Below are 21,271 nucleotides of genomic sequence, written 5' to 3' on the forward strand. Positions count from 1 at the left end.
CCATCAGGTAATGAGTCGAGTGTCAGGCCGCTGGCTGAGTGTCCGTCCCGCTGGCGGGGAGTTCTTGCAAAAAATCGCCGATGTTCCCCCCGATCACTTTGCCCACCAGCTGCAGCATGACGGGAAGAGTGATGTCATCGAACATCAGTACCCCTCCGTTAGCCACCGGAGTCCAGTTCGTGCCGTTCTGTCGGGATACTGTTGCCAGACAGGGTTTGATAATCGCGTCCACGCTTTCATCCGACATATCGGCCAGGGAGTTGGCAATTTTCGGCAGCACCGATGTTACCGCATCCATAATTTTACTTTTATCGTCCGCCGCATCGCGAATGACGGCCAGATCGGAAGCCATGCCAGCCAGTACAGGGACCAGCTTACGGGCAACACGAAACTGTGCGAACACATCCATTTTTGCAGTGCGGTACTGCTGGCCATTGATCTCAAACTGCATCATTCATCCCCTTAAAATGTTCCAAGAACCTGATCGATTTTGCCGCAGTCAAATACCCACGAAACTGTATTACCGGTTTTGGCGTTAGCGTGATCCGGTTGCTTCTGAAATGCCACAGAACGAGCTGTGGTAATGTCGCCAGACGCAGAGTTACGCATCACAATCACGTTATTCCCCCAGGTGGCAGAGGACTGGGTCTGTGCGTTGTACATCAGGGACAGTTTTGCGTTTACCGGGGAGGTCTTGAGCAGAGTTACGGTGATCGTGCCGCTTTTACCGGCATGCAGGCTGTGCATCACTTCACCATCAGCACCGATGACCATGGTGTTTTTCGCCTCAGCCATCGCAACAGTGATCCCCTCTTCAGAGTTCGCCGAACCGTAACCGAGATCGATACTCCCTGTTGGTCCTGTCAGTGATGCTGTGACGTTTAGAAAAGAATAAGTAGACATTTTTTATCCTTATCGGACGACGTTAATTTGAACGTCAGCGTAATGGACGGCACCTGCCAGCTTACAGGCAACCTGAATAGTGGGTGATTTTCGGGCTTCACGGTCAGACTGAGCCTGACTGGCCACAGCAGGTGCATACACGTAATACCCTTTGGTCAGCGTATCTCCGGAGGATAACGCGCCAATATCTGCACCATTCCACACCCCAGGTGCCACCAGCCCGTTTGTCACGGTCTGATCCATGGATGCTTCCACGTTGGTCAGCAGACGAGTTACCCCGGCATCTGTCTGAGGTATTTTGGTGGTACTGGTATACAGCAGGTTATAAAGATTGGTCTGTACGTAGTTCTGCAGCCAGTCCAGGCCGTGCCGTTCGTCGAAGAAATCGCCGTTTGACATGACGCCCTGCTGCAGAATCGCCGTATCGTTCGCATAGTAGACATAAACGTTACAGTTTTGCGCATCAATGGCCGCTGCCTGCGAGGTGGTCAGCGTTTCATAGGTAACCGTTGGTTCCTGTTTAAACTTCAGGGTCAGCGTGGTATTGCTGCCAGTGAAATCGACAGTAAACGCCCGTCCGAAGGAAGAGATTGCCGCGTATTTACTGGATGACGAATACTGCACGAACGTGCGGGCGTATTTCCCCGCCTTCAGCTGATAGGCAATATTCGTGGTATCACCGCTGGTCAGTACAGTGGTTTCAGAAGTGGTAATACCCATAACACGGCTTACCGCTGCCGACTCAATAGCTGCTGCGGCCGACAGTATATCAGCATCCACCAGCGCATCGCTGTCGGCCACTGCCAGGCCATACCAGCTGTTATAATCCAGCGCGGCGTTGACAGCCTGCAGCAGAGTTTCCACCGAACCGGCCTCACCGGTTGCCAGCGTTTTAGCCCAGCGGCCCACATAAACCTGATCGGGTGCGGGTGACTGACCAAAGAATACGACAGCCGCTTTATATTCTTCGCTGTCGGTACCGAAATCCGTACCGATATCTGCCGCAGATGAATAAAGGCGGATACGCTCAGTAACAGGGATTACGGTAGATGTACCGAGAATGAGTAGCGCACCAAAGTTACGCCCGGTTGCCGCCGTCGGCGACATGATGACGTCAACGTTGACGACATTAGAAACAGGTAATCCCTGTGACATAGTTAATCTCCGGAGATCTGGATGGATACGTCAGTCAGCGACTGGACTCCCCAGGTGCTGATGACTTTACGGCGAAGGCGTACCATTACGTCGTAACGGCGTACCCACTGATTATTAATAAGTTCTGGTGCTGGCCGGATACTGTCGCAGTCGGCAAATGTCAGCCCCCACTGCCCCAGCATTTCATTGTTCTGATTCACTGCAATGCCGTCGCGAAATCCGGCGGCATACATCTGACCAGCGGGACCGTAGAACGAAGTCAGACAGTCCACCAGCTCATGCCGCCATTGTTCTGATGCACCGTCAGCCTGATTTACAAATGCCGGATAATCGTCAGCTTCAATCCCGGTTACCCCAAAGGCACACCAGTTGGTGGTTGCGGATGGCATGGCGGGCTGGTCGGGTTGCCATCTGGCAATAACATTGCCGGCAGGCAATCCCGTTACCCCACGAATCCAGCGGCTTAAATGGACATCAAGCAGCACATCGTAATCATTGGCCGATTGCTGTGGCGTAAGCCAGCCGGTCTGGCCGGTGGTGTTGTCACTCAACTGGTGTACCTCCGTCGAATGGCTGCAATTCACAGTGAGCCTGAACAAACCCGGCACCGTAAGCAGTGTAAGGATCGACGAATGACACCCTGTAATCGCGGCCCTGATATGTCACGATATCTGCATCCCGCCCCGTTTGCCCCTGCGTCAGTCGTTCGGTAGTCACAATCAGAATGGCACCATGTACCACCTGGCCTGATTCCAGCCTGCGACTTTCAAGTGATTTATCCACGGTGACAACGCCGGAGAACGGAGAAGTAACGGGCGTGTTTTTTCCAAAACCGTCATCATCTTTTGTCATTGTCCGGCGGGTAACTGTCAGAGTGGTATCGCAGAAATCAGGGTCAAAAAGGATGTCCGTCACGTCAAGAACAGGCATTTTTACTCCTCACTACGTAAGTGATAGACCGAAGCAGCTGCCCGGTGTCATAGAGCGGCTTTGTACCGGAACGCCCCCTGGAGCGTCTCGCGCGAAGCGTAGATTCTGCCAAGGGTGAAAGCTGGTCACCTGATGTAATGATCTGCTTTGCTGAATTCATGGCCTCGGTGCCGGCACGGTTGAGATAAACATCAGCAGCAGATGCATTACCTTCCAGCGCAGCAGTGGCTGCCAGTTTCATCAGCGCCGCTACCTTATCCCTGGATTGTGCGATCCCCATTGTCAGAAAGGGACGAGGCGGCAGCTGTACGCTGTATGCGGCAACTTTGTGTGTGGTCGCGAAGTTGCTTTTTGCCTTCTGCACAAACTGGCCGTTGCGCTTAAAACTGCCATCATCAGCCATCTGCCGGTAAATGGTGGTCATATGCTCAGGGATACGGATATTTCCGCCAAAGCTGTGCAGATATCCCAGTTCGGCGTTATTGATCTCCATGCCGTCCGTACGCTCAGCCCGGTCAGAAGGAATGCCCACCAGCACATCCTTATTGCCCAGAGACTTCAGAGCATCAAGGATGCTTTGAGTGTTATCGGTGCGAACAAACAGGCCGGATTTCATAGCTGACGCCCCCCGGCACCGAACATGATGATCAGTTGCCAGAATTCCGCACCGTAGCGGCTGTTGTTCCAGAACCCGGCATCAGGATTAAGTGTTGATCCGGTGTCATAACTGACGCTGACCTTATCCACTGATTTGGACGCCTGAACGCCGTTGGTTGAACCGCCGGCACCACCAGCAGCCACTGACCGGCTGTCAGCAGCAAAGAGCACCATATAGTGCGCAACAAACAGCTCCGCAAAATACGGGAACATTTCGGTACCAGTGACTTTCTCACTTATGAGGTTATCCGCCAGGTTAAGACGAAATGTCACCTGTCCATCCGGGAATCGGGTGGTGTCAGCGAACTGAGGGAAGGCAGTGCGAAAATCACTTACTGACGGCAGGCTGAGGTTCCGTGACATCTGATGATTCCCCCTTTGCGGCAGCTTTCAGTTCGGCAATCTCTTTGTCTTTTTCAGTAATTTGCGTTTTCAGACTCTCGATCTCCGCCAGTAATTCCTCATCGGTGCCGCTGACAGTTACCGCGCCGGTCTGATCTGAATGGGCTTTGACGAACCAGTGTTCTGCCACATCCTTATCCACCGCGATCCGGCCTGCTTTAAACTCTGTCACGCCGCCACCTGGCGCATTGAACATGAACGGCGTATGCACCAGAATTTCTACCTGTGATTTTTTAGCCATGATAGCTCCTGCAGCGCCCCTTTCAGGGCGCTTAAAGTGATCAGATGCCGTCCATGTAGGCCAGCGTTTCCGGATATACCGGCTCAACAGCACCCAGCTTGCCGTAGTAGGTCACCAGCTGATACAAGCCACGATACTGGATCGGGATACTGCGCAGTGGTACCTGAGGGAAGCGGACAAACTTTTTGTCATTGGTGTAGGCCAGCATGCGATCGGTGCTGCCTACGCCACGACCTTTAAGCCACTTCACAGCACGAATATTCAGTGGAATACCGTTCTGGTGGTAGGCAATGGTGTTGGTGGCCAGATAAGTCAGCAGTGACTGGTTGCCGGCATCTGAAACGATAGTGCTGGCCAGAAGCGCATATTGCTCAGGAGGTAGCAGCAGGTCTGTCGGTACCATCGAATACGCTGAATTTTTCCACGCAGTAGTCAGCAGCGTGTTAATAGAATCGCGCATTTCATCAGCGGTTGAGGTGGCCCACGTTTTAGTAGCGTTGGTCAGAGCAACCTTGCCGGCACCTGTTGCCAGAGTAAGCAGCCCTTTCAGCCCCTTGTCAGTGTCGCCGATGTAAACCTGCTCATCGTTGTCCATCTGCCATTTCAGCTGCATGCCGTCATATTTCTGCGCATCAATCGGGCGACCGACCTGCTGTGCAGCAGCGAGTTCGACAACTGTCCATCCGAGCTCCATCCCCCACAGGTTCAGAGGCAGACCGGTTTTATCGATATCGACATTCACGCCTGCAATAGCCGTTGAATTAGCCCCGATCCAGTTCTTACCATTCGGGTTAGCACCAGAACCGGCAGCGGCAAAGCTGGTATTGGTCCAGCTGGAGATGTCATCAGCGATAGATACATCTTCGCGCAACTGAATATCACGACTCCAGGTATAGGCCACCAGCGGCGCGTTCAGTGTCTGGTCGAGGCGTTCAAGCTCACCAACCAGGAAAGCACCAGTGCCGTCAATGGTACGTTGGTCAAAAGTCTGCATGGTTGATCCTTAAATCTTGTAAGAAATTTCAGCGTTGCCGTCAGCATCACCGGCACCGGTGAAGACAGCATTAGGGATGGCCACCACCGTGGCATCACCTTCTGCCGGAGCGGTTGCCGTCAGTGCGCCGCCAGCCAGGGCGCAATACACCGGGGCGTTACGCGTGATAGTGGTTGCATCACCACCGACATTTACCGTCAGATAGCCGCGTTTCAGAATGTCACCGGTACGAAGGCCACCAGTCAGTTCGGTACCGGAAGTCAGCTGATGATTAAAGTCGGCATTGCTGGTCGTCGGATATGGACGAACCAGAAAGCCCACGATAAGGGCAGCAGTGTCACCCGCCACCAGCGGGACCAGACTGTTACCGCTAAACTTGCCAGGCAGGCCGTAAGCGGTAAAGGTCAGAGTGGCATCCAGCAAAGCCGGTTCGGTTGTTAAATCCTGTGGACGTGAAATAGCGCCCGGGATGCCGACTGGCATCCTGAGTAGAATTGATCTCATAGTGATCCTTAGCGTTTCCAGAAAGCCTGGTTGCGCTCATTGATAGAGGAAATAGAACCGGTGGTGCGCTGTGCATCAGCAGTGCGTTGTGAACCGGTATTGCGGTTTTTTGCCAGCTCAGAGACCGCGGTAAATGCCATGTCCACCACAGGCTTTTTGAGTGTTTTGATTGCCGCATCACCAACAATCTGGCGTACCAGAGACTGATCTGCAGAAGCCAGGACGTGACGCTTGAAAGCAGTCGGCTTCATTTTTTTCAGGTCAATGCCAGGCAAAATGAGGTCTGCACGATACGCGGCATCACCGGTAGCTGTAGTTTCCTCTTCCTTATCTTCGTCATCTTCAGCGTCGCCAGTTTTGTCTTTGTCCTCCTGGTCGTCGCTATCAGTAGTTTTGCCTTCCAGCTTATCCAGTCGGGCAATCAGTGCTTTTGCCCAGTCAGGAACATCGTCATCATCGGCTGTAGCCTTACCGCCCATTTCCGAGTCTTTATCCGGCATAGGGTTTTGCGGACTCAGATTGATATTGAGGTTGACGCCCTTAGGTAAATCGCCTTCATCACCTGTCGGTGCTGATTCAAGCAGTTCATTCATGGTGTCGGCATCGCCGGTTTTCATCGCTTGTCTGAAGCGCGTAACCCAGCTCTTTTTAAATGTTGCCATCGTGTTTCTGTCTCCAATTGCGCAACGTGAACCGGCTCTGCCGTTTGGAACGAGAGCCACGTGATTACCAGAGATCTGGTATTGTTTCGCTTTACCGGGTGCGGTTTGCTTGTATTCAGCGTCATAACCGCATGACACTTCGCGCAATCCATTCTCGATATAGCTAATTGCTGCCTCATCTTTAATGATCAGGTCAGCAATGATTAGGTCTGACTGACTACCGGTACCTTGCCGGACGTTCTGAACATGCCCGACGGCCAGTTCGCGCCAGTTATCCGGATCGACAAATTTAATATTCCCTTCATCATCTTCCGGATGGAGGATTGTCACCGTCATGCCTTCAAATGAGGCCAGCGTTTCAGGGCTGAAAACTTCATCAGGCGTACGTTCAACAACTATCTCGTCATCGTCGTCAGGCTCTAGCTTGGGAAGGTCATCAGCGGAATACAACTGGCTGCCTGTTCTGGCGATCGGTACGTTTTTACAGAGCAGCGAACCATCGTTCAGTAGAAAGCGAGAGCTACCAAGGCGGGATATGAAAAAATATTGCATATGTCATCTCTTTCGTATTTATTAGCTATCCAAACATTATGAAGGGAACAAATTGTATGAAAGGCTCTGACGGTTATTCGAAAAAGGTTATAGCATTTACATTTTTATCATCATGGGGTTATGTTATTTTATTTATGTTTTGTAGGGCCTGGAAGCAGGACGAGCTGCTAACCGTTTTAAATTTATGTTATGCAATTTTCGTTTTTTGGACAGTGGCATACGACCGTATGGGGAAATTTAAAACAGAACTAGATGCAAAATTAGTAACTTTGGGAACGGCTATATCACCGGTTGCAGCAAGTATTGCGGATGCATTGTTAACATTTATGTCTGAACATCAAAACAGCAGCTTGGCAAAAGCAACTTACTTCTGCGCGGTGGCTTTTCTCATCTTAGCCTTCCAAATATTATTCAGCCTATTAATTCCTGTTAAAATTCCTAATTCTGGAAAATGACTTCACACCAGCAACGGCAGTTAGGTAGCGTACCAGCGTGTCCGGTCATTCCGTCGAGCGTTGGAGGGTTACTCCAGGCGACAAACTTTCCTTCCATTTCTTCATGTGAGTGCCGGACATCGCCATCGTCTGCTGTGCGCCAGATATAACCTTCTGAACCTGCGGCTGTTGAGCGTGCCTGAGTAAGTGCTGTTATCGCCCGACCGGTTTCAGTACGGGCTATCAATTGGGCGCGAGATGCGGCCACATCGCCGGATGCAGCTATTTCTTTCGCGAACTGTGACGCTCGGCCACCAGAGGAAACAGCCTCAATAGCTTTGTTCTGGATATCGTAAATACGCTCAGCGGCTTCAAGTGGAAGAGACTTAATGTACTTAACCTGTTCAGCGACGATACTCTGCATCACCTGGCCGGTTGACGTGCTGCTAATCAGCGTACGCAGCTCAGCACTGATGTCCTGACTGTTACGCTTCCATTCACGTTCTGTATGCCTGGCGATATCCGTAGCGAACTTTTCCGCCACACGATTAGCCCAGCCGTCAATGACATCACTGTAGGAATCCAGAGCACCCATTATTTCAGTAACGCTATCGTTTGAACCATCGTAGCCGCCATGGACGATGTCCCCCACGGCTTTTGCTATCCTGCGTAGGCTGGTTCGATACCGGATCTCCGCCTGCTTCGACTGGTTTCTGGTCGTCATCACTGCTGAGCCCCGGCGGTGGTGGCGGTTCGTCTGCGGCATTATTAATATCCTCGTCGGTTATCGATGCGCCGATACCGGTCACATCAGATGTTTCGCGCAGATCAGTCATGGCTGCCTTTTGAGTGAGCAGCCCATCATTCAGGGCGGTACTGATGGCATTGGTCATGTTAACCGCCACGGTTGAGCGGTCCACATCTGACATTTGCCACAGAGGGTTAAACTCAAAGGTGAAATCATCCGGAAGTGGCTGGCTCAGTTCGGAGCGGTGGATAATATCCAGCAGCCGGCGCAATGGGTGACGCAGGCGACGCTCCTGCTGTGTGCCAATATTGTCGTAATAGTTGGCAAGGTCAGCATCACCAGTCGAGAACCCTTTCGGCGACTGCCCGAACAGGCGCACAAGTGGAATACCCACAGCACCGCTGATCTGTTCCGCAAACTGGCCGATCACGTCATCGAGTCCGGAAAACGTGTACTGGTGAGTTTCAAACTCATCATCACCGTCGAGAAGAGTCAGCCCCTCGTTGCTCTGATACATTCGTACCATGTCCATGTTTTTCAATAAGGCGTCATAAGCTTTTCCACCCAGGGCTATCAGCTCTCTGAGTTTTTTAATCTTCATGGTGCGCAGGTGGGCTTTGTAAACCAGCTGTGCAGCACCCATGGTGGCGCTGTCGAAGGCAGTCAGGCGATCCCAGATACGCTCAACCACCGACATGCCCCACTCGTTTTCCGTAATGGCCTGCTGGTAAGGCAATGTCACACCGTCAAAGCGGATCAGGCGGCTGTGGTGAATTCGCCAGGCAGGGATGCCGGTTGCGGTGGTCACTACATCATAGAACTCTGGCTTACCAAGGTTTGGCCCCATCTCTTTGATACGCCGCGTGAGTACAGGGTTAATCATCCAGCGGTCGAGAGGAAGCACCCCTTTAAACCGGCCTTTGCCTATTGTCTCAAGTCGGAGCGGCGTCATCGGTGCCTGCCCTTCAATCATAATGAAGCCTACAGCGCCACCATAGAGGCGTGACCATTTAATGGTGTCGTTCAGCCGGTCCCACAGTTCCAGCTCATCAAATTTTGATTCGATAACGCCGCGGTGTTTGGGATCAATCTCTGAGGTGATACGGATGCCTTTGCGGGTCATATCATCTGCAATAGCGTCAACGGCTGAACCTATAATGGCCGATGACCGGTATGCCCATTCAATCTGTAGCCGGTTGCGGCTGGTAAAGTTTGCACGGTAGGTTGATGCCGCATGCTGGTTAGGTTGCTGCATGCCAACCCGCGCCATAAAGTTATCGTAGCTGTCCGCTGTCGCCTGAGGAGACGTGGCGCCACTTCTGTTTTTTCGTGCCATCATTACTCCGTTACAGGCGAATCCAGATATCAAGTTCGGTATTCATTGGTGCGTAATTGATCATCACGGCATCGGCCAGGTTCGGTGATTTAGTGCCGTCCGGCTGTTTATCCACGATGATTTTTCCGACACCGTTGATGGAATAGGTTGGCTGGGACAGTTCGATAACGAGCTTGTCCTTATTTGCCATGCTGCTGCTGATTGAAATGATTTCGTCAGGGTTGTAAGACATGCCCTCAACCACTGCACGGTAGGTGTTCTGGAACAGCTTGCGCAGGTACCACCAGCTTTGTGCTTTGGCGTTAGCAAAGAAGTCTTTGTTCAGTCTGGCCGCCTGGCCGTTATCTCCGCGTACCGCTTCATCATCCGGATCGAATACCCCGCCACTGCCACGGAATGGGGTAGCCAGTATCATTGGTCGTCTTGCCGCTTTACGCAGCTCGTTAATAGCTCGGGCATCACCACGAACGCCAGCACCCAGACCGTCCTCATCAAAGCGGAATTCTTCGAGTCCGTCTTCTTCGCAGTAACCGAATACCTTCTCAACAGAGCCGTAGATATCGCTACCCACGCCAGACCATTCACGAACGCTCTCAAGCAGAAAGCCATAGCGGGACGAGAATGCGTTTTTATCGCGGCCCTCATCGGCCACGTCCATTGCACCCAGGCGCTTGCCTGTTGGTTCTATGCCCAGCTTAATGTGTGCATCAATGGAGGCCTGTACCCAGTCGCTGGGAATCAGGACACCCTCAGCCGAAGCTGCATAATTCAGGTCAAGTTCCTGTGCCACAACAACCGGGTTATCTATCTTCTCGCACTCTTTGCGGTACCACTCATCGTCCTTACGTGGGTCACTGCGCCAGTGGAACGTGAATACCGGAATGCGGCCACCGTGGCGCTTCTGTGCAAACGGGTTTGCCATGCCATTGACTGATGACAGATCAATACGGCAACGTGTGGTTTGTGAAAGTGAAGCCTCAATAAGCATCGGGCGCTGCAGGAATGCGGCCTCATCCACGAAATAAAGCGTGGTACGGTCACCTCGTCCGATATTGTCCCCCGCTTCTCCTTTGAGAACTGCACCAGTGGTCGGGAACTCAACGCGCATATAAGGCGCGTGTTTCTTTGCGTTCCAGTCGCCGCGAAACTCCACCGGCAGTGTCTCGACGAATTTCCGTGCTTTCCAGAACAAGGCCTTAGGGTCACCGGTACTGTCCACGTATTCTTCTTTACGGGAACCGAAGCCGATCACCATCTCTTTGTTGAAGAGGCACATCGCACACGCCAGGCCGATTGAGGTCCAGCTGAGCCCCATCTCACGGCTCTTTTCTGTGATGCCATTTTCATGGTGGCCTCGGCGGTCCATAATCCAGTGAATCCATTCTTCCTGTTTTGGGAACAGAAGAAACGGTACCGACACCGGCAGGCCAAAATCGAGGTTACGCGGGTCTGTCGTCATTCCCCAGTCGATAATGAACTGGGCCGGGTCGTTACGATAAAACTCTTTCAAAGCAGGGAGCGCTTCCGGATTCTTGCGGATGCGCTGCAGCCTTTCCATGCGCCACTCAAACACCTGCGTATAGTCCGGTTTCCGGAAATCGAAGGGGAAAGGAATTGGCATTGTTTTCCACACTATATATATTACTAACATAGTGTTACAAACCGTAAGCACTATTATTGAGGGTAAATCATGGCTACAGTTGACGATGTTGCACTATGGATGAAGTCTGAATTGAACAACCAAAATAGACTTTACCAAGAAGTTGCGGTGTATGAGATCAATAAGAGATTCGGAAATGCATTTGTATATACAAATGATAACGGAAATCTTGCGATTGATAAAAAGGTGTTGGCTAAATTCAAAAAACTAACAGCCGACACAGCAATATGGGAGCGCGGTGAAAAGGCTTGGCGCAAAAGAGAGAGCTATGACAATCCAGGCCGGCAACAAGATTAGCTAAATTAATATAAATAAGCTCTTTTTAACATAATGGTCCTTAAGCGCCCTGCGAGAAAGGCACTCACCGAGAAAAACGGCTGCGTGCCTTTTTTTTATCAGTTTTCAACTGAAAAACTGGCAAAATTGATTGCATAAACAGTGCATAAAACACCACTGAATTTGCATAGCGTTTTTTAATCGCCAAACTCTCGTTTTCAGCAGTTATCCCATCATCTTACGGTAGAGCTCTGCGGCTTCATCGGGGGTTAGATTTGTCGCCTCGGTCTGAATCGGTCCGCCCTCTGGACCGCTGATTTCCGTTTTGCTTTTCAGCATACCCAGATGCTGAGCTACCATCTTTAGAGCGTCGTCCTGATTTCGGGTAATGACTTCTATCCCAAACTTACCCTCTTTTACTCCGGCAAATAATCGACGGGCAGCAGCCGAAGTGTCGCGGGTATCGTGGATAACAGTACGGCTCAGGCCCACACCATTGCAACGGGGGCATTCTGGATTCGGATCGAGAACAGCATCATAACCGTAACCGCCCTGATCTGTAGGCTCACGCTGTTTGCGTGCGGCGGCTTCGGCAAACTCTTCTTCAAACTCCACTATGTCACGCCACTGATATTGATGACCGAAGCCCCAGCAGTAGCGGCAGCACCCTCGGTGGTACTCAGTCAGCTCGGATGCATCAGCGGTCGCAATATCCCACCACCATTGCAGAACGGCATCCTGTGAAATCTGAGTGCGCTTTGCCCGCGCATCCATCGCATCTCTCACAGCAGCGGTGACCTTAGCATTTCTGAGCAGCCTCGAAGCATTAACGTATGCAGTGTTTCCCTCACCTTTATAACCAGCCCGCTTATATGCAGCTGTGCGGTTAAGGTCGATGAGATATTCATCAACAAACTTCATCTGCATGTCATTGAGGCCATAACTGCGCAAATCGAATTCCTGCGCAATTTCCTGCGCATCGCTGTCATTGGCCTTTTGCGCATTACCTGTTTTGCGCAACTTTCTGGTATCAGACTGAACATTTTTTTGCGCAGAATGCTGCGCAGTAGGTTTTTTGATATACCGTCGCGCAGACGAGTAATTCAGCCCCTGCGACTCACACCACTCTTTCGGTGATACGCCGGATTCGGCATGTTCGGACAGGAACCGATCTTGAAGCTCGCTCCAATCCGGCTTTGCCATGAGGTTTCTCTTTAATTTTACTTATGAATGGTCAATATTAGGCACTAGCTGATAACAGCTTCACGCTGCAAACAAAACGTCCTACAACCAAAAGGAATGTATAAATGACACTAGAGTTTAATGACTTTGAAGAAGTTAATGATGAACTACAAAGATTACGGGTAATAACAACAACTCAGGATACTGTTATCAGGTTAATAATTGGTCATTTTGAACTCCTGCACGGGAAGGAGTCCAGGGATGCTTTGATAAAGACTATCCGAGAGTCGGGTTCCAAGCCTGTGTCTGAGGATGTTCCTGATAATGAAGCAACCAGACGCCTTAGATCTATTGCGGAAGAACATCTGAGTAGTTACTTCTAGTTCATCTTGCAGGGTAATCACAATCGAGGCCACCGCAATGGCCTCTGTTCTGATTACAGATACTTATCTTTCAGAGCCACCAGCTCAGCTTCTGCATCAGCGCCAAGAACTTCCAGACCGTGTTCCACAAACGCAACGAACGCTTCAACCCGGGCCTTTAGTGATGCCAGGGGGGATACATCAGCTACTGCAGAAAGAGATACTGGGGTTACAGGTGTTGGATCAGCCACAGTAACTGGCGCTGAAGCAAAAACTACCGTTCCGGTTGCTGAGGTACCATCATCCAACGCTGCAGTGATCGGGTAACTGCCGGCAGTCACGCTGGTCAGGCTGAATGAAGCTGTACCGGCTGAATCAGTTATTACGGAAGCCGGCAGAGATACTGCTGAATCAGTGGACAGATTGACTGTCTGAGACACAACTGCCACACCATTAGCATCGGTAACTTTAACCTGAGCAGTATTGGCTGACACGCCGTCAGCGGCTGAATTATTGGTGACGAGGGTTAACGTTAGAACGTTTGGCATAACTGTTTCCTTGATTGTTTCAGCCGTGGTGGCCGGGTGGTAATAAATATTTTTTAACCATGCGAAAAAGCGCTTAATCATTTTTGTCTGGACTCTTCGGTTGGGCGGACTTCATTTGGATTGAATACGCCTCTTCCATTGTCGCGTCCCGCCAACCAGTTGAACTGCGATCAATACCTGGCGAGTGCAAAGATGGCTGTCTGAAAGTTCGCAGATTGATTTCAACCTGTAGTACTGCGAGTCCTGTTAGAGGTTGGCGACGAAATCTGAAATTACCGTTGATACCGGTCTCAACAGTGTGTATTGGCATCTGACTCATTGCTTCTGCCTCTCGTTTTCAATCTGTCTGATGCCATCTATCTGGCTGTTGCAGTTCTGCAGGTCAGTCAGCAACAGGTCATTCCACAATACGCTGTCACCGAAAGTTAACGGGTCACCTGGTGGTGCGGATACGGGACACGGTTGCAGAAGACTTGCCGGAATTGGTGTTACCGGAACCTTTACGTACTGCGTTGTAGGCGCTGAGCAACCTGTCAGCTGCGCGACCAGGCACAACAACAGCAGAACAAGCATCACCCGAAATAGCTGTTTTGATGTCAGCCTGGGCTGCCTGTGAGTCCAATGTGTTCGCATTTTGTTTATCCAGAGTGGATTGTGCGATGGTATTGAAAATACCGACGGTAAGAGCCTGAGTCTGCGTGATGAATTCAGCTTCATTTTTCTGCTGAGTAAGGGTGATAATGCTGTCGCGCTGGGTGACCGCCTTACCGTAGTAATGAAAGGCTGCCCATAACAGCAAACTGAAAATAAGCAGTATCAGGACAGTGAGGGCTACAGCGATTTTATTAATCATTGTCACCCCACATACATAATTCGCTTTCGATGGCGCGGCGGTTCATCAGGCCAGTGGATTTAGTCCGGCCTATATACACCCATCGGGTGAGCGAGTTACAGGCTTCTGTGTAATGACCGGCGTTGAGTTCACGCAGCAACGATGACCGGGCAAAGTTACCGGCACCCACGTTAAACACAAAACTGGTCAGAGCCGCTTCCTGCGTTGCTGTCATTGGCACTTTAACCAGGCGATTTACTGAGTTATCAGCAGTTCGGATATCAGACTTCAGAAATGAATCACACTGAGCAGGTGTATAACGGTGACCGGGAATAACATCCGGGCCTGTGTGGCCGGTGCAAACGGTCCATACCCCGCCACCGTCGCGATAAGGCGTATAAACAGTATCCTCAAGAGGAGGCAGTAGTACCGCTGCTATTGCAACTGCTCCGCCACCAATAGCTGCTATCAGCTTTTTTCGTAGCGAGGGTGACATGGCCATAACTTTCAGTCCTCATCAGCCCTAACCATATTGTGCTTGCGATCCCACACCTTAAATCCAACATTGACCAGGCAGGTAATAAGCGCAAAAAAAAGGCCACCGAGTACACCGATGGCCGTCCATTGATCTGGCGTGAAAGAATTGAGTAACCGGTATAGCCAGAATCCGGTATTAGTTCCGGCCGCGCCGTACGCAATACCGGTAGTTAGCTTGTCCATTCTCATAGTCTCCACCTCCCACTTTCAATGGGCTGTGCTGTGCATAAGGGAGAAATAAAAAAAAGCCCAGCCGTAGCAGAGCCTAGGGAAACTTTTCGTATCTTAGAAAGCAAAAAACCCCGCCGAGGCGAGGTTTCAAGGTCATCAACTGTCGAAATTACGGCGACAATATCAGAATTCAGTTAAATATAGGCATATTAATCTACTTTTGCAATACCCTGCTGTAAATTTGTCGCCTTTTGTCGTGAACGTGTTTCCACAACTGCTAGTAATGAGTCTTTGTCCAGCCTGGTAAACACATCTATCATTGCTTCCCAGTGCGCTGTAAACGTTTTAGACCAGTTTTTAGTCTCCACCCCCACCAGCGCAGCCAGTTCGGTGTATTGATAGATGTCGCGCCCGGCCAATCCCTCTTTCGTATCCTGAGCCGCCAGCCAGATAAGCTGCCGTAGTTTATCCATCGTTTTTTTTGCAACACGTTTACCGACGAGGTTTGCTCTGAATTGTTCCCATGCCCAACGGATAATTGTCTCCTGATGATCCCACCGGATGCTTTCGCTATAGTTCCATAGCAGCCAGGCCTTTTGATGCTCCTCGAGTGACAACAATGCCCGGCGCCAGGATGCCGTTGCGAATTCCACCGGTTGTACCAGCGGAATATGAGATCCTTTAGCATGGGACTGTTTACCCGGTATCGGGGGATTGTTCAACGTTATCCACTTTTTTGTTTCCTCGTCCCAGATGCGTGATTTTTTACGGGGAAAGGTGTTTGTGTCGAACTGGGCGTTCTCCAGCCAGGCCATCAACTGCCCTTTCGTCGCTCCACTCAGATCGGCAGTGGCCACGACAAGCTGCTCACGTACGTACTGAAGGTATTGAGTATTCATGGGGCTTCCTTCTGTGACTGGTTAGTTTTGGTTTGGCCGGCACGCTTAACAGTCATAGAGACTCCTCAATGATGATCTGCCCCTTATCTCCCCATATTTTGGTTATGCGGCAGTCCCAGATATTGGCATCATCTTCATAGAGCGCATCCATCAGGGCTTTTAGCATGTTGTCGCAATCGGGTTTGGACTGATGCGGCCGCCCGGCGTACTGCGCCTTCTTTTTCTTACTCCAGCTTTGTGGCATAGGGAGAACGAACGTAACGTGGGCACCAGATTCCGGCAGATGAATTTTTCGCAGGCGTGCGTCATCACAGAACGCCCGGTAACGCATTACTGCCGGACGCTGTTTCCACTTATCAGCTCTGGTCATTCTGGGTTTCCCGATGGGCGTAATATCGTAGATTTTCATGATTTGATAAGTCCCTCTTTCCGCCAGATTTCAAGCGTACGAAATACGCCCTCTGCATGCATCAGGCGCAGTTCTTCGTAGGTGTAATCGGTGGTTTTTGTTCTGCCATCGATTAGGTCATGGCACCCGTTACAGGCAATGGCCGCCTGGGTGTCGTCAGGCTTGATTCCGGTACCGCACGTTCCCGCCAGGCGGTAATGGGCCAACACACTGGTTTCCGGGTTTCCGTTGCAGTATCCTGGGATCCGGACCGTACAATCCCGGCCACGCGCCGCATTACGAAGGTTAGCCATAATCACCCCCACATCCGGTTACGCCAGCGGTGGTCCGGGCGCGGTAGGTTTTCGGTCTCCACCAGCCTGACGCTGACAGTCCAGGTTTTCAGGTCCTGGTTCAGGCTGCGTTCAACTTTCTCGCCTCTCTTACGATATTTTTCAATAAGCTCGTCGGCCTGCTCGGTTGTGCAATCGTCATGCTGAAACCACGATATTTTTATACTCATGATGCAAAGCTCAGCAGTTGGTTTGCGGCATTTTCGGCCTCTGTCGGGCTACTGAATGAGCCAGAGAGTATCCAACGCCAGAGCACGTCAAGAGAGCCCTGATAGAGCTGGTGGAATTCCGTTTCGTCCATATTTGAGAATGAAATACTGCGGGGATGCTTCCTCAGGGTACCGTCAGGCAGTTGGATAGCATCATAATGGCCAGCTTCGACAATCACCCATGCACGATAGGCGTCAAAAGATTTGCAGATGCTGATGCTGCCTGACCGCTTTTCTGCGATGCGGTCCAGGTACTGCTCAGCGGCATCCATCAGCGCTGATTCACTTCCGCCATAGGCCGCCAGGTATTTTGCGTAACCGGTGATCAGCCTGCGCTCGTTAGAAGAAATGGCCCCGCCGGTAGGTTCCCAGTATTCAAAACCGAGATTGAGTAATGCGAAGAAGCGGCGGTGAAATGCAGGATTACGGACAAGCTTATAATCGGCATGAAGAATAGAGCCGAGCCTACATTTTGATTGCAAAAAATCGCTGGTCTCCTGCGTGGCAGGGATCAGTATGCCTTGGGACTGTTTTATTAAATGCAATTGCGCCATGGTTTTTCTCCGTGGCGCAGTAGGTTACGGTTGTTCAGGCCGTGGAATTCATAATATCAGAAGGTGCAATTACGCGGTAGCCAAGCCGATGAAGAAAACTGGTCATTGTATTGAGATTAAAAATCCCTTCATCTTCCAACAGCGGGCGCATTGATGTAATGCCGTTGTTTCTGTACACCAGGATCCTGCCGGCAGCGCTAATGCTACCGACAATCTCTCCCGTAGAGCGTTTAATTAAATCGTAATACTCATCACTATCACTGCGCATGCCTACCTCCAAAAGCAATATGCTGTGTTTTTATACAGTAATTTTATTGGTGAATCACTTACATATGTAAATTTTATGAAAGTAAGGTGCCAGGCATACATCTTGAAAAATTCGTTTACAAGCATACTCATATGAAAGATCTGCTACTTCACCACCTTAGGCGATGCCGCTACCACTGAATATAGCCCTTTCATCCTGCTTATCGAACCAGAACATTCGAGAGCCACAGCACATATCGAGTATTGATTGCTCGGTCATCGATCAGCCTCCCTTGTAACACTTGCTGATAGAATAATTTCCTGAAAATTGAGTTTTAGTGACTGATATTGCCGTTTAAAATTTGCGCTGAATAACTCAACGTCATTGCGCGGGTTCTCATTGCCAAAGTGGTGCCAGCCGGCAGCGTCACCACGACTAAATAACTCAATGCGTGGTACGTCTCCCAGAAGCTTTACGAGCATGTCCCGAACGACTTGTGGCTTAGCGCTGTGCTCGAGTCGCGGCGCGGTAATGTGCTGGCAGATCGAAGCGTCCAGGCGTTCAGGCAATTTCCCTTTCACCGCAAAGAGACAGTCTTCGCTGTTGGCACGGGTCATATGGCCTATTCCGATAGCGCTGTTACCTTTCCTGCGGTTGGTTTTGTGCCAGGTAAATCCCTTCATGGTCATCAGCCGGAATCCCCAGGCCTCGACAACCTTGAGTGCTTCAAGCGGCTGAGTCGGTACCCACCACATGGCCAGCAGGCATGATTCCGGATTAGCCAAGTCCCATACCGGAAGCCGGCAGATATCCTGCACGTTCATCACCGGGTATTTGTGCGTGGCGCCACGGGCACCATCGTTTGCAGAATCCCTGTATTGCCACGGTGGATCAGCGTAAATCAGTGTGTAATTCCTGCGTGATGCTAAAATATTTTCCACAGTCACCCCCTGAACCCAGTCGGGATCTCAATGTCCGGCTGGGGAATCATGTTCATGGCCCGCATGCCTGGTTGCACAGAACTCTCCCAGGATTCCTCGTAGTGCTTTGAGGGACCGAAAAAAGTCGCTGCCTGCTTCACAAACTCCGTGCCGAGCTTTCCGGCAGCGGTCACGTAAACCGCATAGCGCTTAACACCGGCAATCAGCTTCTCGGGAGGTTCCCCGGCGGTGATTCTGGCATTCCACGCTTTGACGGCATCCGCTTTGCTGTTCCCCCCTGCCCGTTTGGGATAAATCGCCCAGGCACGTTCAAAGTCTTCGGGATAAGTTTTTTTCTTCGAGCCCCGAGTCTCTGAATCAGTTTCGTCATCGTCAGGGGGTATGGCGGAGCCATGCCCCAAAGTGTTTTTCTGTTCCTGTTCCTGTTCCTGTTCCTGTTCCTGGCTAAGGAAGGGTTGCAGAACCCTTTCGGAACCCTTTAATTTCTCCGTCCCGATATGAGCAACAGACACTGACAGAATCCGCGCCAGCTCTGGCTTTACCCTCGAATTACCGGGTATCTGATCAAACAACCGCATCGCTGAAATGCCCTGGTTGGGATTCTCGATTGGATTCCAGGAAAGAAAGTTGTGGATAAGTACCCATTTAGAGACTGAGTCCCGGGTTGCGAAACCGTTATTCGACAGTTCATCAAACCCTTTCGAAACCCTTTCCGGAGCCCACGCAAGGTCTTCCGAAACATATCCATCGGGTAGCCGGAAACACCCAATCATGTTCGTGTGTTGACCGGTTAGCAGGTACAGTGCAAGCAACCGGGCATCATCGGAGACGCGCCGCATTCCATCGCTTATCCAGAACGACGTGTGCACTTTTCCGTAATCACGCATAAAAACCCCTTACATACTGAATTGGCGTCAGCCAGCGTTTACCTTTGTACTGGTTCCTGACATACTGACCCCGCGATTACTTACCGTTTTTGCGTCCGAAGGCCGGTTGTGTTCCCGCACAACGGTCTTCACCCTTTTTGTTTTTTCGGTGATCACTTTTACTGGTTTGCTTTTGTGCCCACAATTTTGCGTGACGCATAACATCATCAAAAATCCCTCCCTTCCGGCTTGCCTGTGACATACGTTTGTATAAATCGATAGCCTGATATGCCCCCCCCCTGAGCTACTGACTGCGTAAACCCCTGGCGCATAAGCTCCTCATAAACATTTTTCTCAATAAACTCGATATGGTTCATGGTTTAGTCCCACCCAAGCGGCCCTGGTCTAGCCCGCTCAGCTTTCAGCCCGATATCTGCCAGCGTTTCAACTGATGCTAAATATTCCCGCGACACCAGTACCGCCTCCGGGGGTGCTGCCTGGATTCCCAGAAACGCCAGCTCTCTCGCCAGCGTTGCGAAATACCCTTCCGATTTGCGCTTGCTGATGGTCGATTCGCTAACCCCCATGTGCTCCGCGTAAGCTTTTTGACCCACAGAGGCAAGCCGGTTGAGCAGAACACTCTCTATTTCAAGCGGATTGAAAATTGGTGGATCTAACTTTCGTGTAATTGCCTTTTCCATGATGAATACTCCCTCATGACCGAGGTAAGCCGTCGGTTGGGTTGGGATAGAGATCTGGTCGCAGTTCGTGGGGTGTTACGCCGGTGATGTTAAAAATTGGTAATACGCGTTCGTGTGGGACCACGCCCTTGTAACGGTTCCTCCATCGACTTACTGACATTGGTTTAATGCCAAGCATCAACGCCAAATTACTGGCTGTTCCTGCTTTTTTAATTGCCTTTTCTAATCCGTTCATAGTTGTCTCCCGTGGTAGATTTGACAATTAAGCCTAAGACTTAATACCAAGTCAAGTCCCGGGCGAATTTTAATTTAAATCAAAAAGGCTTACTCTTCTGAAATGACTGAGAAAAAAATACTTAACCCGATTCTTGTTGAGCGATTAACAGAGCTAACAAGGCGCGGGATGACTAAATCTGATATGGCAAGGGTTGCGGGGATAACGCCGCAGTCCGTTAACGGCTGGTTCAAAAAAGGAGTTATTAGTAAAGGTTCAGCCTTGGCCGTTGCAGACGCTGCAGGTGTGTCAGTCCCTTGGTTGCTGGGTGAAGAAGTCGATGAAAGCAACGGCCTAAAACCTGACGAACAGCGCCTGCTTGAGCTCTATCGCCAACTGCCGGAAGAAGAGCAACAAAACATGTTGCGCATTTTTGCTCTTCGTCTGAAAGAGCTCGATGCGCTTTATGAGAAGTACATGAGTCGGCGGATTAAGGGTGATGCTGAATAATTAACGTAAAAAGCAACTCTGTAACAAAAACCAATAAAACTATATAATTATCAATGATTAATTGGTCATAAGGTTTAAAGTTGACTATACAAACTATATCCCTTTGGAATGAAATGGGGGTGATCCCTCCAATAGATGAGGCAAACCCTACCAGTCGTGTGAGATCACCATATGAAATGGATATTGTGCGGTAATCCCCCCATTTTTAACGGAGGCGATAAGTAGAATCAGATAAGCGTTGAATATGTTGCATCGGCGTGTAGCCATTCAGTGCCATATTCGGTCGCTCGTGATTATAAAACC

Annotated in this window: 32 protein-coding genes and 1 pseudogene; 3 read left to right on the forward strand and 30 right to left on the reverse strand. The window is 50.6% G+C overall.

Annotated elements, in window-relative coordinates; translation table 11 throughout:
- Window positions 1-22: 22 nt before the first annotated feature.
- The 11 genes from JK216_RS11085 to JK216_RS11135 are packed head-to-tail and all read right to left on the reverse strand — an operon-like array spanning window position 23 to window position 7,000.
- Window positions 23-451 carry a phage tail assembly chaperone gene (locus JK216_RS11085; RefSeq protein ID WP_212711850.1) on the reverse strand — a complete coding sequence of 143 codons (429 nt, stop codon included), beginning with the start codon at window positions 449-451 and terminating at the stop codon, window positions 23-25.
- Window positions 452-462: 11 nt separating this feature from the next.
- Window positions 463-903, reverse strand: a complete 441-nt coding sequence (locus tag JK216_RS11090) for a DUF3277 family protein (RefSeq protein ID WP_212711819.1) — start codon at window positions 901-903, stop codon at window positions 463-465.
- A 9-nt stretch (window positions 904-912) separates the two neighbouring features.
- Window positions 913-2,058 carry a DUF3383 family protein gene (locus tag JK216_RS11095; protein ID WP_212711820.1) on the reverse strand — a complete coding sequence of 382 codons (1,146 nt, stop codon included), beginning with the start codon at window positions 2,056-2,058 and terminating at the stop codon, window positions 913-915.
- A gap of 2 nt (window positions 2,059-2,060) precedes the next feature.
- Window positions 2,061-2,609, reverse strand: a complete 549-nt coding sequence (locus JK216_RS11100) for a hypothetical protein (RefSeq protein WP_212711821.1) — start codon at window positions 2,607-2,609, stop codon at window positions 2,061-2,063.
- Window positions 2,602-2,988, reverse strand: coding sequence for a head-tail adaptor (locus JK216_RS11105; protein ID WP_212711822.1), 387 nt, complete (start codon window positions 2,986-2,988; stop codon window positions 2,602-2,604). Before JK216_RS11105 ends, JK216_RS11100 begins: the two co-directional genes overlap by 8 nt.
- Window positions 2,975-3,604, reverse strand: coding sequence for a hypothetical protein (locus JK216_RS11110; RefSeq protein ID WP_212711823.1), 630 nt, complete (start codon window positions 3,602-3,604; stop codon window positions 2,975-2,977). The genes JK216_RS11105 and JK216_RS11110 overlap by 14 nt, the downstream gene beginning before the upstream one ends.
- Window positions 3,601-4,008, reverse strand: coding sequence for a DUF4054 domain-containing protein (locus JK216_RS11115; protein ID WP_212711824.1), 408 nt, complete (start codon window positions 4,006-4,008; stop codon window positions 3,601-3,603). The genes JK216_RS11110 and JK216_RS11115 overlap by 4 nt, the downstream gene beginning before the upstream one ends.
- On the reverse strand, window positions 3,974-4,288 hold the full coding sequence (locus tag JK216_RS11120) for a hypothetical protein (RefSeq protein ID WP_212711825.1): 315 nt from the start codon (window positions 4,286-4,288) through the stop codon (window positions 3,974-3,976). Before JK216_RS11120 ends, JK216_RS11115 begins: the two co-directional genes overlap by 35 nt.
- Before the next feature lie 40 nt (window positions 4,289-4,328).
- A complete protein-coding gene (locus JK216_RS11125; RefSeq protein ID WP_212711826.1) occupies window positions 4,329-5,282 on the reverse strand; it encodes a DUF2184 domain-containing protein in 954 nt (317 codons plus the stop codon).
- Window positions 5,283-5,291: 9 nt separating this feature from the next.
- Window positions 5,292-5,786 (reverse strand): hypothetical protein, encoded by a 495-nt coding sequence (locus tag JK216_RS11130; protein ID WP_212711827.1) that lies wholly within the window; start codon window positions 5,784-5,786, stop codon window positions 5,292-5,294.
- An 8-nt stretch (window positions 5,787-5,794) separates the two neighbouring features.
- Window positions 5,795-7,000 carry a DUF2213 domain-containing protein gene (locus tag JK216_RS11135; RefSeq protein ID WP_212711828.1) on the reverse strand — a complete coding sequence of 402 codons (1,206 nt, stop codon included), beginning with the start codon at window positions 6,998-7,000 and terminating at the stop codon, window positions 5,795-5,797.
- A 56-nt stretch (window positions 7,001-7,056) separates the two neighbouring features.
- On the opposite strand from JK216_RS11135, the gene JK216_RS11140 reads away from it, so the two are divergent.
- Window positions 7,057-7,455 carry a hypothetical protein gene (locus JK216_RS11140; RefSeq protein WP_212711829.1) on the forward strand — a complete coding sequence of 133 codons (399 nt, stop codon included), beginning with the start codon at window positions 7,057-7,059 and terminating at the stop codon, window positions 7,453-7,455.
- Here the strand turns inward: JK216_RS11140 and JK216_RS11145 are convergent.
- From JK216_RS11145 to JK216_RS11155, 3 genes are read right to left on the reverse strand one after another with little or no spacing between them, the layout of a single operon-like run.
- Complete coding sequence (locus JK216_RS11145) at window positions 7,439-8,086, reverse strand: phage minor head protein (protein WP_349290162.1); 648 nt, start codon at window positions 8,084-8,086, stop codon at window positions 7,439-7,441. The two genes, JK216_RS11140 and JK216_RS11145, sit on opposite strands and share 17 nt — an antisense overlap.
- Window positions 8,043-9,518 (reverse strand): DUF1073 domain-containing protein, encoded by a 1,476-nt coding sequence (locus JK216_RS11150; RefSeq protein ID WP_212711830.1) that lies wholly within the window; start codon window positions 9,516-9,518, stop codon window positions 8,043-8,045. Before JK216_RS11150 ends, JK216_RS11145 begins: the two co-directional genes overlap by 44 nt.
- Before the next feature lie 10 nt (window positions 9,519-9,528).
- Window positions 9,529-11,139 carry a TerL protein gene (locus JK216_RS11155; RefSeq protein WP_212711831.1) on the reverse strand — a complete coding sequence of 537 codons (1,611 nt, stop codon included), beginning with the start codon at window positions 11,137-11,139 and terminating at the stop codon, window positions 9,529-9,531.
- Between the two features lie 69 nt (window positions 11,140-11,208).
- On the opposite strand from JK216_RS11155, the gene JK216_RS11160 reads away from it, so the two are divergent.
- Window positions 11,209-11,475, forward strand: coding sequence for a hypothetical protein (locus JK216_RS11160; protein ID WP_212711832.1), 267 nt, complete (start codon window positions 11,209-11,211; stop codon window positions 11,473-11,475).
- Between the two features lie 204 nt (window positions 11,476-11,679).
- Here the strand turns inward: JK216_RS11160 and JK216_RS11165 are convergent, their stop codons facing one another.
- From JK216_RS11165 to JK216_RS11235, 16 genes and pseudogenes are all read right to left on the reverse strand, one after another.
- Window positions 11,680-12,657: a terminase small subunit gene (locus JK216_RS11165; protein ID WP_212711833.1), complete on the reverse strand. Its 978-nt coding sequence runs from the start codon at window positions 12,655-12,657 to the stop codon at window positions 11,680-11,682.
- A gap of 415 nt (window positions 12,658-13,072) precedes the next feature.
- On the reverse strand, window positions 13,073-13,546 hold the full coding sequence (locus JK216_RS11170) for an Ig-like domain-containing protein (protein ID WP_212711834.1): 474 nt from the start codon (window positions 13,544-13,546) through the stop codon (window positions 13,073-13,075).
- 433 nt (window positions 13,547-13,979) lie between these two features.
- The gene (locus JK216_RS11175) at window positions 13,980-14,399 is read right to left on the reverse strand and encodes a hypothetical protein (RefSeq protein ID WP_212711835.1); all 420 of its coding nucleotides are present in this window, start codon (window positions 14,397-14,399) and stop codon (window positions 13,980-13,982) included.
- Window positions 14,392-14,874, reverse strand: a complete 483-nt coding sequence (locus JK216_RS11180) for a lysozyme (protein WP_212711852.1) — start codon at window positions 14,872-14,874, stop codon at window positions 14,392-14,394. The genes JK216_RS11175 and JK216_RS11180 overlap by 8 nt, the downstream gene beginning before the upstream one ends.
- A gap of 11 nt (window positions 14,875-14,885) precedes the next feature.
- Entirely contained in the window at window positions 14,886-15,104 is a 219-nt protein-coding gene (locus JK216_RS11185) for a class II holin family protein (RefSeq protein ID WP_212711836.1), read from the reverse strand.
- A 191-nt stretch (window positions 15,105-15,295) separates the two neighbouring features.
- Window positions 15,296-15,985: a bacteriophage antitermination protein Q gene (locus JK216_RS11190; RefSeq protein WP_212711837.1), complete on the reverse strand. Its 690-nt coding sequence runs from the start codon at window positions 15,983-15,985 to the stop codon at window positions 15,296-15,298.
- A 52-nt stretch (window positions 15,986-16,037) separates the two neighbouring features.
- Window positions 16,038-16,394 carry a RusA family crossover junction endodeoxyribonuclease gene (locus tag JK216_RS11195; RefSeq protein ID WP_212711838.1) on the reverse strand — a complete coding sequence of 119 codons (357 nt, stop codon included), beginning with the start codon at window positions 16,392-16,394 and terminating at the stop codon, window positions 16,038-16,040.
- Window positions 16,391-16,687, reverse strand: coding sequence for a DUF1364 domain-containing protein (locus tag JK216_RS11200; protein ID WP_212711839.1), 297 nt, complete (start codon window positions 16,685-16,687; stop codon window positions 16,391-16,393). The genes JK216_RS11195 and JK216_RS11200 overlap by 4 nt, the downstream gene beginning before the upstream one ends.
- 2 nt (window positions 16,688-16,689) lie before the next feature.
- Window positions 16,690-16,896 (reverse strand): hypothetical protein, encoded by a 207-nt coding sequence (locus JK216_RS11205; RefSeq protein WP_212711840.1) that lies wholly within the window; start codon window positions 16,894-16,896, stop codon window positions 16,690-16,692.
- Window positions 16,893-17,489, reverse strand: coding sequence for a DUF1367 family protein (locus tag JK216_RS11210; RefSeq protein ID WP_212711841.1), 597 nt, complete (start codon window positions 17,487-17,489; stop codon window positions 16,893-16,895). The genes JK216_RS11205 and JK216_RS11210 overlap by 4 nt, the downstream gene beginning before the upstream one ends.
- 34 nt (window positions 17,490-17,523) lie before the next feature.
- Window positions 17,524-17,757, reverse strand: a complete 234-nt coding sequence (locus JK216_RS11215; protein ID WP_212711842.1) for a hypothetical protein — start codon at window positions 17,755-17,757, stop codon at window positions 17,524-17,526.
- Window positions 17,758-17,931: 174 nt separating this feature from the next.
- Window positions 17,932-18,015, reverse strand: a pseudogene (locus JK216_RS17040) (SAM-dependent methyltransferase); the annotation flags it as partial.
- Complete coding sequence (locus tag JK216_RS11220; protein ID WP_349290163.1) at window positions 18,012-18,677, reverse strand: MT-A70 family methyltransferase; 666 nt, start codon at window positions 18,675-18,677, stop codon at window positions 18,012-18,014. The pseudogene JK216_RS17040 and the gene JK216_RS11220, both read right to left, overlap by 4 nt.
- Window positions 18,678-18,679: 2 nt before the next feature.
- The gene (locus JK216_RS11225) at window positions 18,680-19,564 is read right to left on the reverse strand and encodes a hypothetical protein (RefSeq protein ID WP_212711843.1); all 885 of its coding nucleotides are present in this window, start codon (window positions 19,562-19,564) and stop codon (window positions 18,680-18,682) included.
- 359 nt (window positions 19,565-19,923) lie between these two features.
- Window positions 19,924-20,244 carry a CII family transcriptional regulator gene (locus tag JK216_RS11230; RefSeq protein WP_212711844.1) on the reverse strand — a complete coding sequence of 107 codons (321 nt, stop codon included), beginning with the start codon at window positions 20,242-20,244 and terminating at the stop codon, window positions 19,924-19,926.
- A 13-nt stretch (window positions 20,245-20,257) separates the two neighbouring features.
- Window positions 20,258-20,479 carry a YdaS family helix-turn-helix protein gene (locus tag JK216_RS11235; protein ID WP_212711845.1) on the reverse strand — a complete coding sequence of 74 codons (222 nt, stop codon included), beginning with the start codon at window positions 20,477-20,479 and terminating at the stop codon, window positions 20,258-20,260.
- 102 nt (window positions 20,480-20,581) lie between these two features.
- Between JK216_RS11235 and JK216_RS11240 the strand changes: the two genes are divergently transcribed.
- Window positions 20,582-20,968 carry a helix-turn-helix domain-containing protein gene (locus JK216_RS11240; RefSeq protein ID WP_212711846.1) on the forward strand — a complete coding sequence of 129 codons (387 nt, stop codon included), beginning with the start codon at window positions 20,582-20,584 and terminating at the stop codon, window positions 20,966-20,968.
- Window positions 20,969-21,271: the final 303 nt, after the last annotated feature.

Source organism: Tatumella sp. JGM94 (assembly GCF_018257595.1).
GTDB lineage: Bacteria > Pseudomonadota > Gammaproteobacteria > Enterobacterales > Enterobacteriaceae > Tatumella > Tatumella punctata.

Coding starts and splice junctions, on each gene's coding strand:
- JK216_RS11215 (WP_212711842.1), bottom strand. CDS start 17,757: ATGCGCAGTGATAGTGATGAGTATTACGATTTAATTAAACGCTCTACG.
- JK216_RS11185 (WP_212711836.1), bottom strand. CDS start 15,104: ATGAGAATGGACAAGCTAACTACCGGTATTGCGTACGGCGCGGCCGGA.
- JK216_RS11105 (WP_212711822.1), bottom strand. CDS start 2,988: ATGCCTGTTCTTGACGTGACGGACATCCTTTTTGACCCTGATTTCTGC.
- JK216_RS11140 (WP_212711829.1), top strand. CDS start 7,057: ATGAAAGGCTCTGACGGTTATTCGAAAAAGGTTATAGCATTTACATTT.
- JK216_RS11180 (WP_212711852.1), bottom strand. CDS start 14,874: ATGTCACCCTCGCTACGAAAAAAGCTGATAGCAGCTATTGGTGGCGGA.
- JK216_RS11240 (WP_212711846.1), top strand. CDS start 20,582: ATGACTGAGAAAAAAATACTTAACCCGATTCTTGTTGAGCGATTAACA.
- JK216_RS11085 (WP_212711850.1), bottom strand. CDS start 451: ATGCAGTTTGAGATCAATGGCCAGCAGTACCGCACTGCAAAAATGGAT.
- JK216_RS11150 (WP_212711830.1), bottom strand. CDS start 9,518: ATGGCACGAAAAAACAGAAGTGGCGCCACGTCTCCTCAGGCGACAGCG.
- JK216_RS11120 (WP_212711825.1), bottom strand. CDS start 4,288: ATGGCTAAAAAATCACAGGTAGAAATTCTGGTGCATACGCCGTTCATG.
- JK216_RS11135 (WP_212711828.1), bottom strand. CDS start 7,000: ATGCAATATTTTTTCATATCCCGCCTTGGTAGCTCTCGCTTTCTACTG.
- JK216_RS11205 (WP_212711840.1), bottom strand. CDS start 16,896: ATGAGTATAAAAATATCGTGGTTTCAGCATGACGATTGCACAACCGAG.
- JK216_RS11115 (WP_212711824.1), bottom strand. CDS start 4,008: ATGTCACGGAACCTCAGCCTGCCGTCAGTAAGTGATTTTCGCACTGCC.
- JK216_RS11090 (WP_212711819.1), bottom strand. CDS start 903: ATGTCTACTTATTCTTTTCTAAACGTCACAGCATCACTGACAGGACCA.
- JK216_RS11125 (WP_212711826.1), bottom strand. CDS start 5,282: ATGCAGACTTTTGACCAACGTACCATTGACGGCACTGGTGCTTTCCTG.
- JK216_RS11175 (WP_212711835.1), bottom strand. CDS start 14,399: ATGATTAATAAAATCGCTGTAGCCCTCACTGTCCTGATACTGCTTATT.
- JK216_RS11095 (WP_212711820.1), bottom strand. CDS start 2,058: ATGTCACAGGGATTACCTGTTTCTAATGTCGTCAACGTTGACGTCATC.
- JK216_RS11235 (WP_212711845.1), bottom strand. CDS start 20,479: ATGAACGGATTAGAAAAGGCAATTAAAAAAGCAGGAACAGCCAGTAAT.
- JK216_RS11155 (WP_212711831.1), bottom strand. CDS start 11,139: ATGCCAATTCCTTTCCCCTTCGATTTCCGGAAACCGGACTATACGCAG.
- JK216_RS11130 (WP_212711827.1), bottom strand. CDS start 5,786: ATGAGATCAATTCTACTCAGGATGCCAGTCGGCATCCCGGGCGCTATT.
- JK216_RS11190 (WP_212711837.1), bottom strand. CDS start 15,985: ATGAATACTCAATACCTTCAGTACGTACGTGAGCAGCTTGTCGTGGCC.
- JK216_RS11170 (WP_212711834.1), bottom strand. CDS start 13,546: ATGCCAAACGTTCTAACGTTAACCCTCGTCACCAATAATTCAGCCGCT.
- JK216_RS11230 (WP_212711844.1), bottom strand. CDS start 20,244: ATGGAAAAGGCAATTACACGAAAGTTAGATCCACCAATTTTCAATCCG.
- JK216_RS11200 (WP_212711839.1), bottom strand. CDS start 16,687: ATGGCTAACCTTCGTAATGCGGCGCGTGGCCGGGATTGTACGGTCCGG.
- JK216_RS11165 (WP_212711833.1), bottom strand. CDS start 12,657: ATGGCAAAGCCGGATTGGAGCGAGCTTCAAGATCGGTTCCTGTCCGAA.
- JK216_RS11160 (WP_212711832.1), top strand. CDS start 11,209: ATGGCTACAGTTGACGATGTTGCACTATGGATGAAGTCTGAATTGAAC.
- JK216_RS11225 (WP_212711843.1), bottom strand. CDS start 19,564: ATGCGTGATTACGGAAAAGTGCACACGTCGTTCTGGATAAGCGATGGA.
- JK216_RS11210 (WP_212711841.1), bottom strand. CDS start 17,489: ATGGCGCAATTGCATTTAATAAAACAGTCCCAAGGCATACTGATCCCT.
- JK216_RS11110 (WP_212711823.1), bottom strand. CDS start 3,604: ATGAAATCCGGCCTGTTTGTTCGCACCGATAACACTCAAAGCATCCTT.
- JK216_RS11195 (WP_212711838.1), bottom strand. CDS start 16,394: ATGAAAATCTACGATATTACGCCCATCGGGAAACCCAGAATGACCAGA.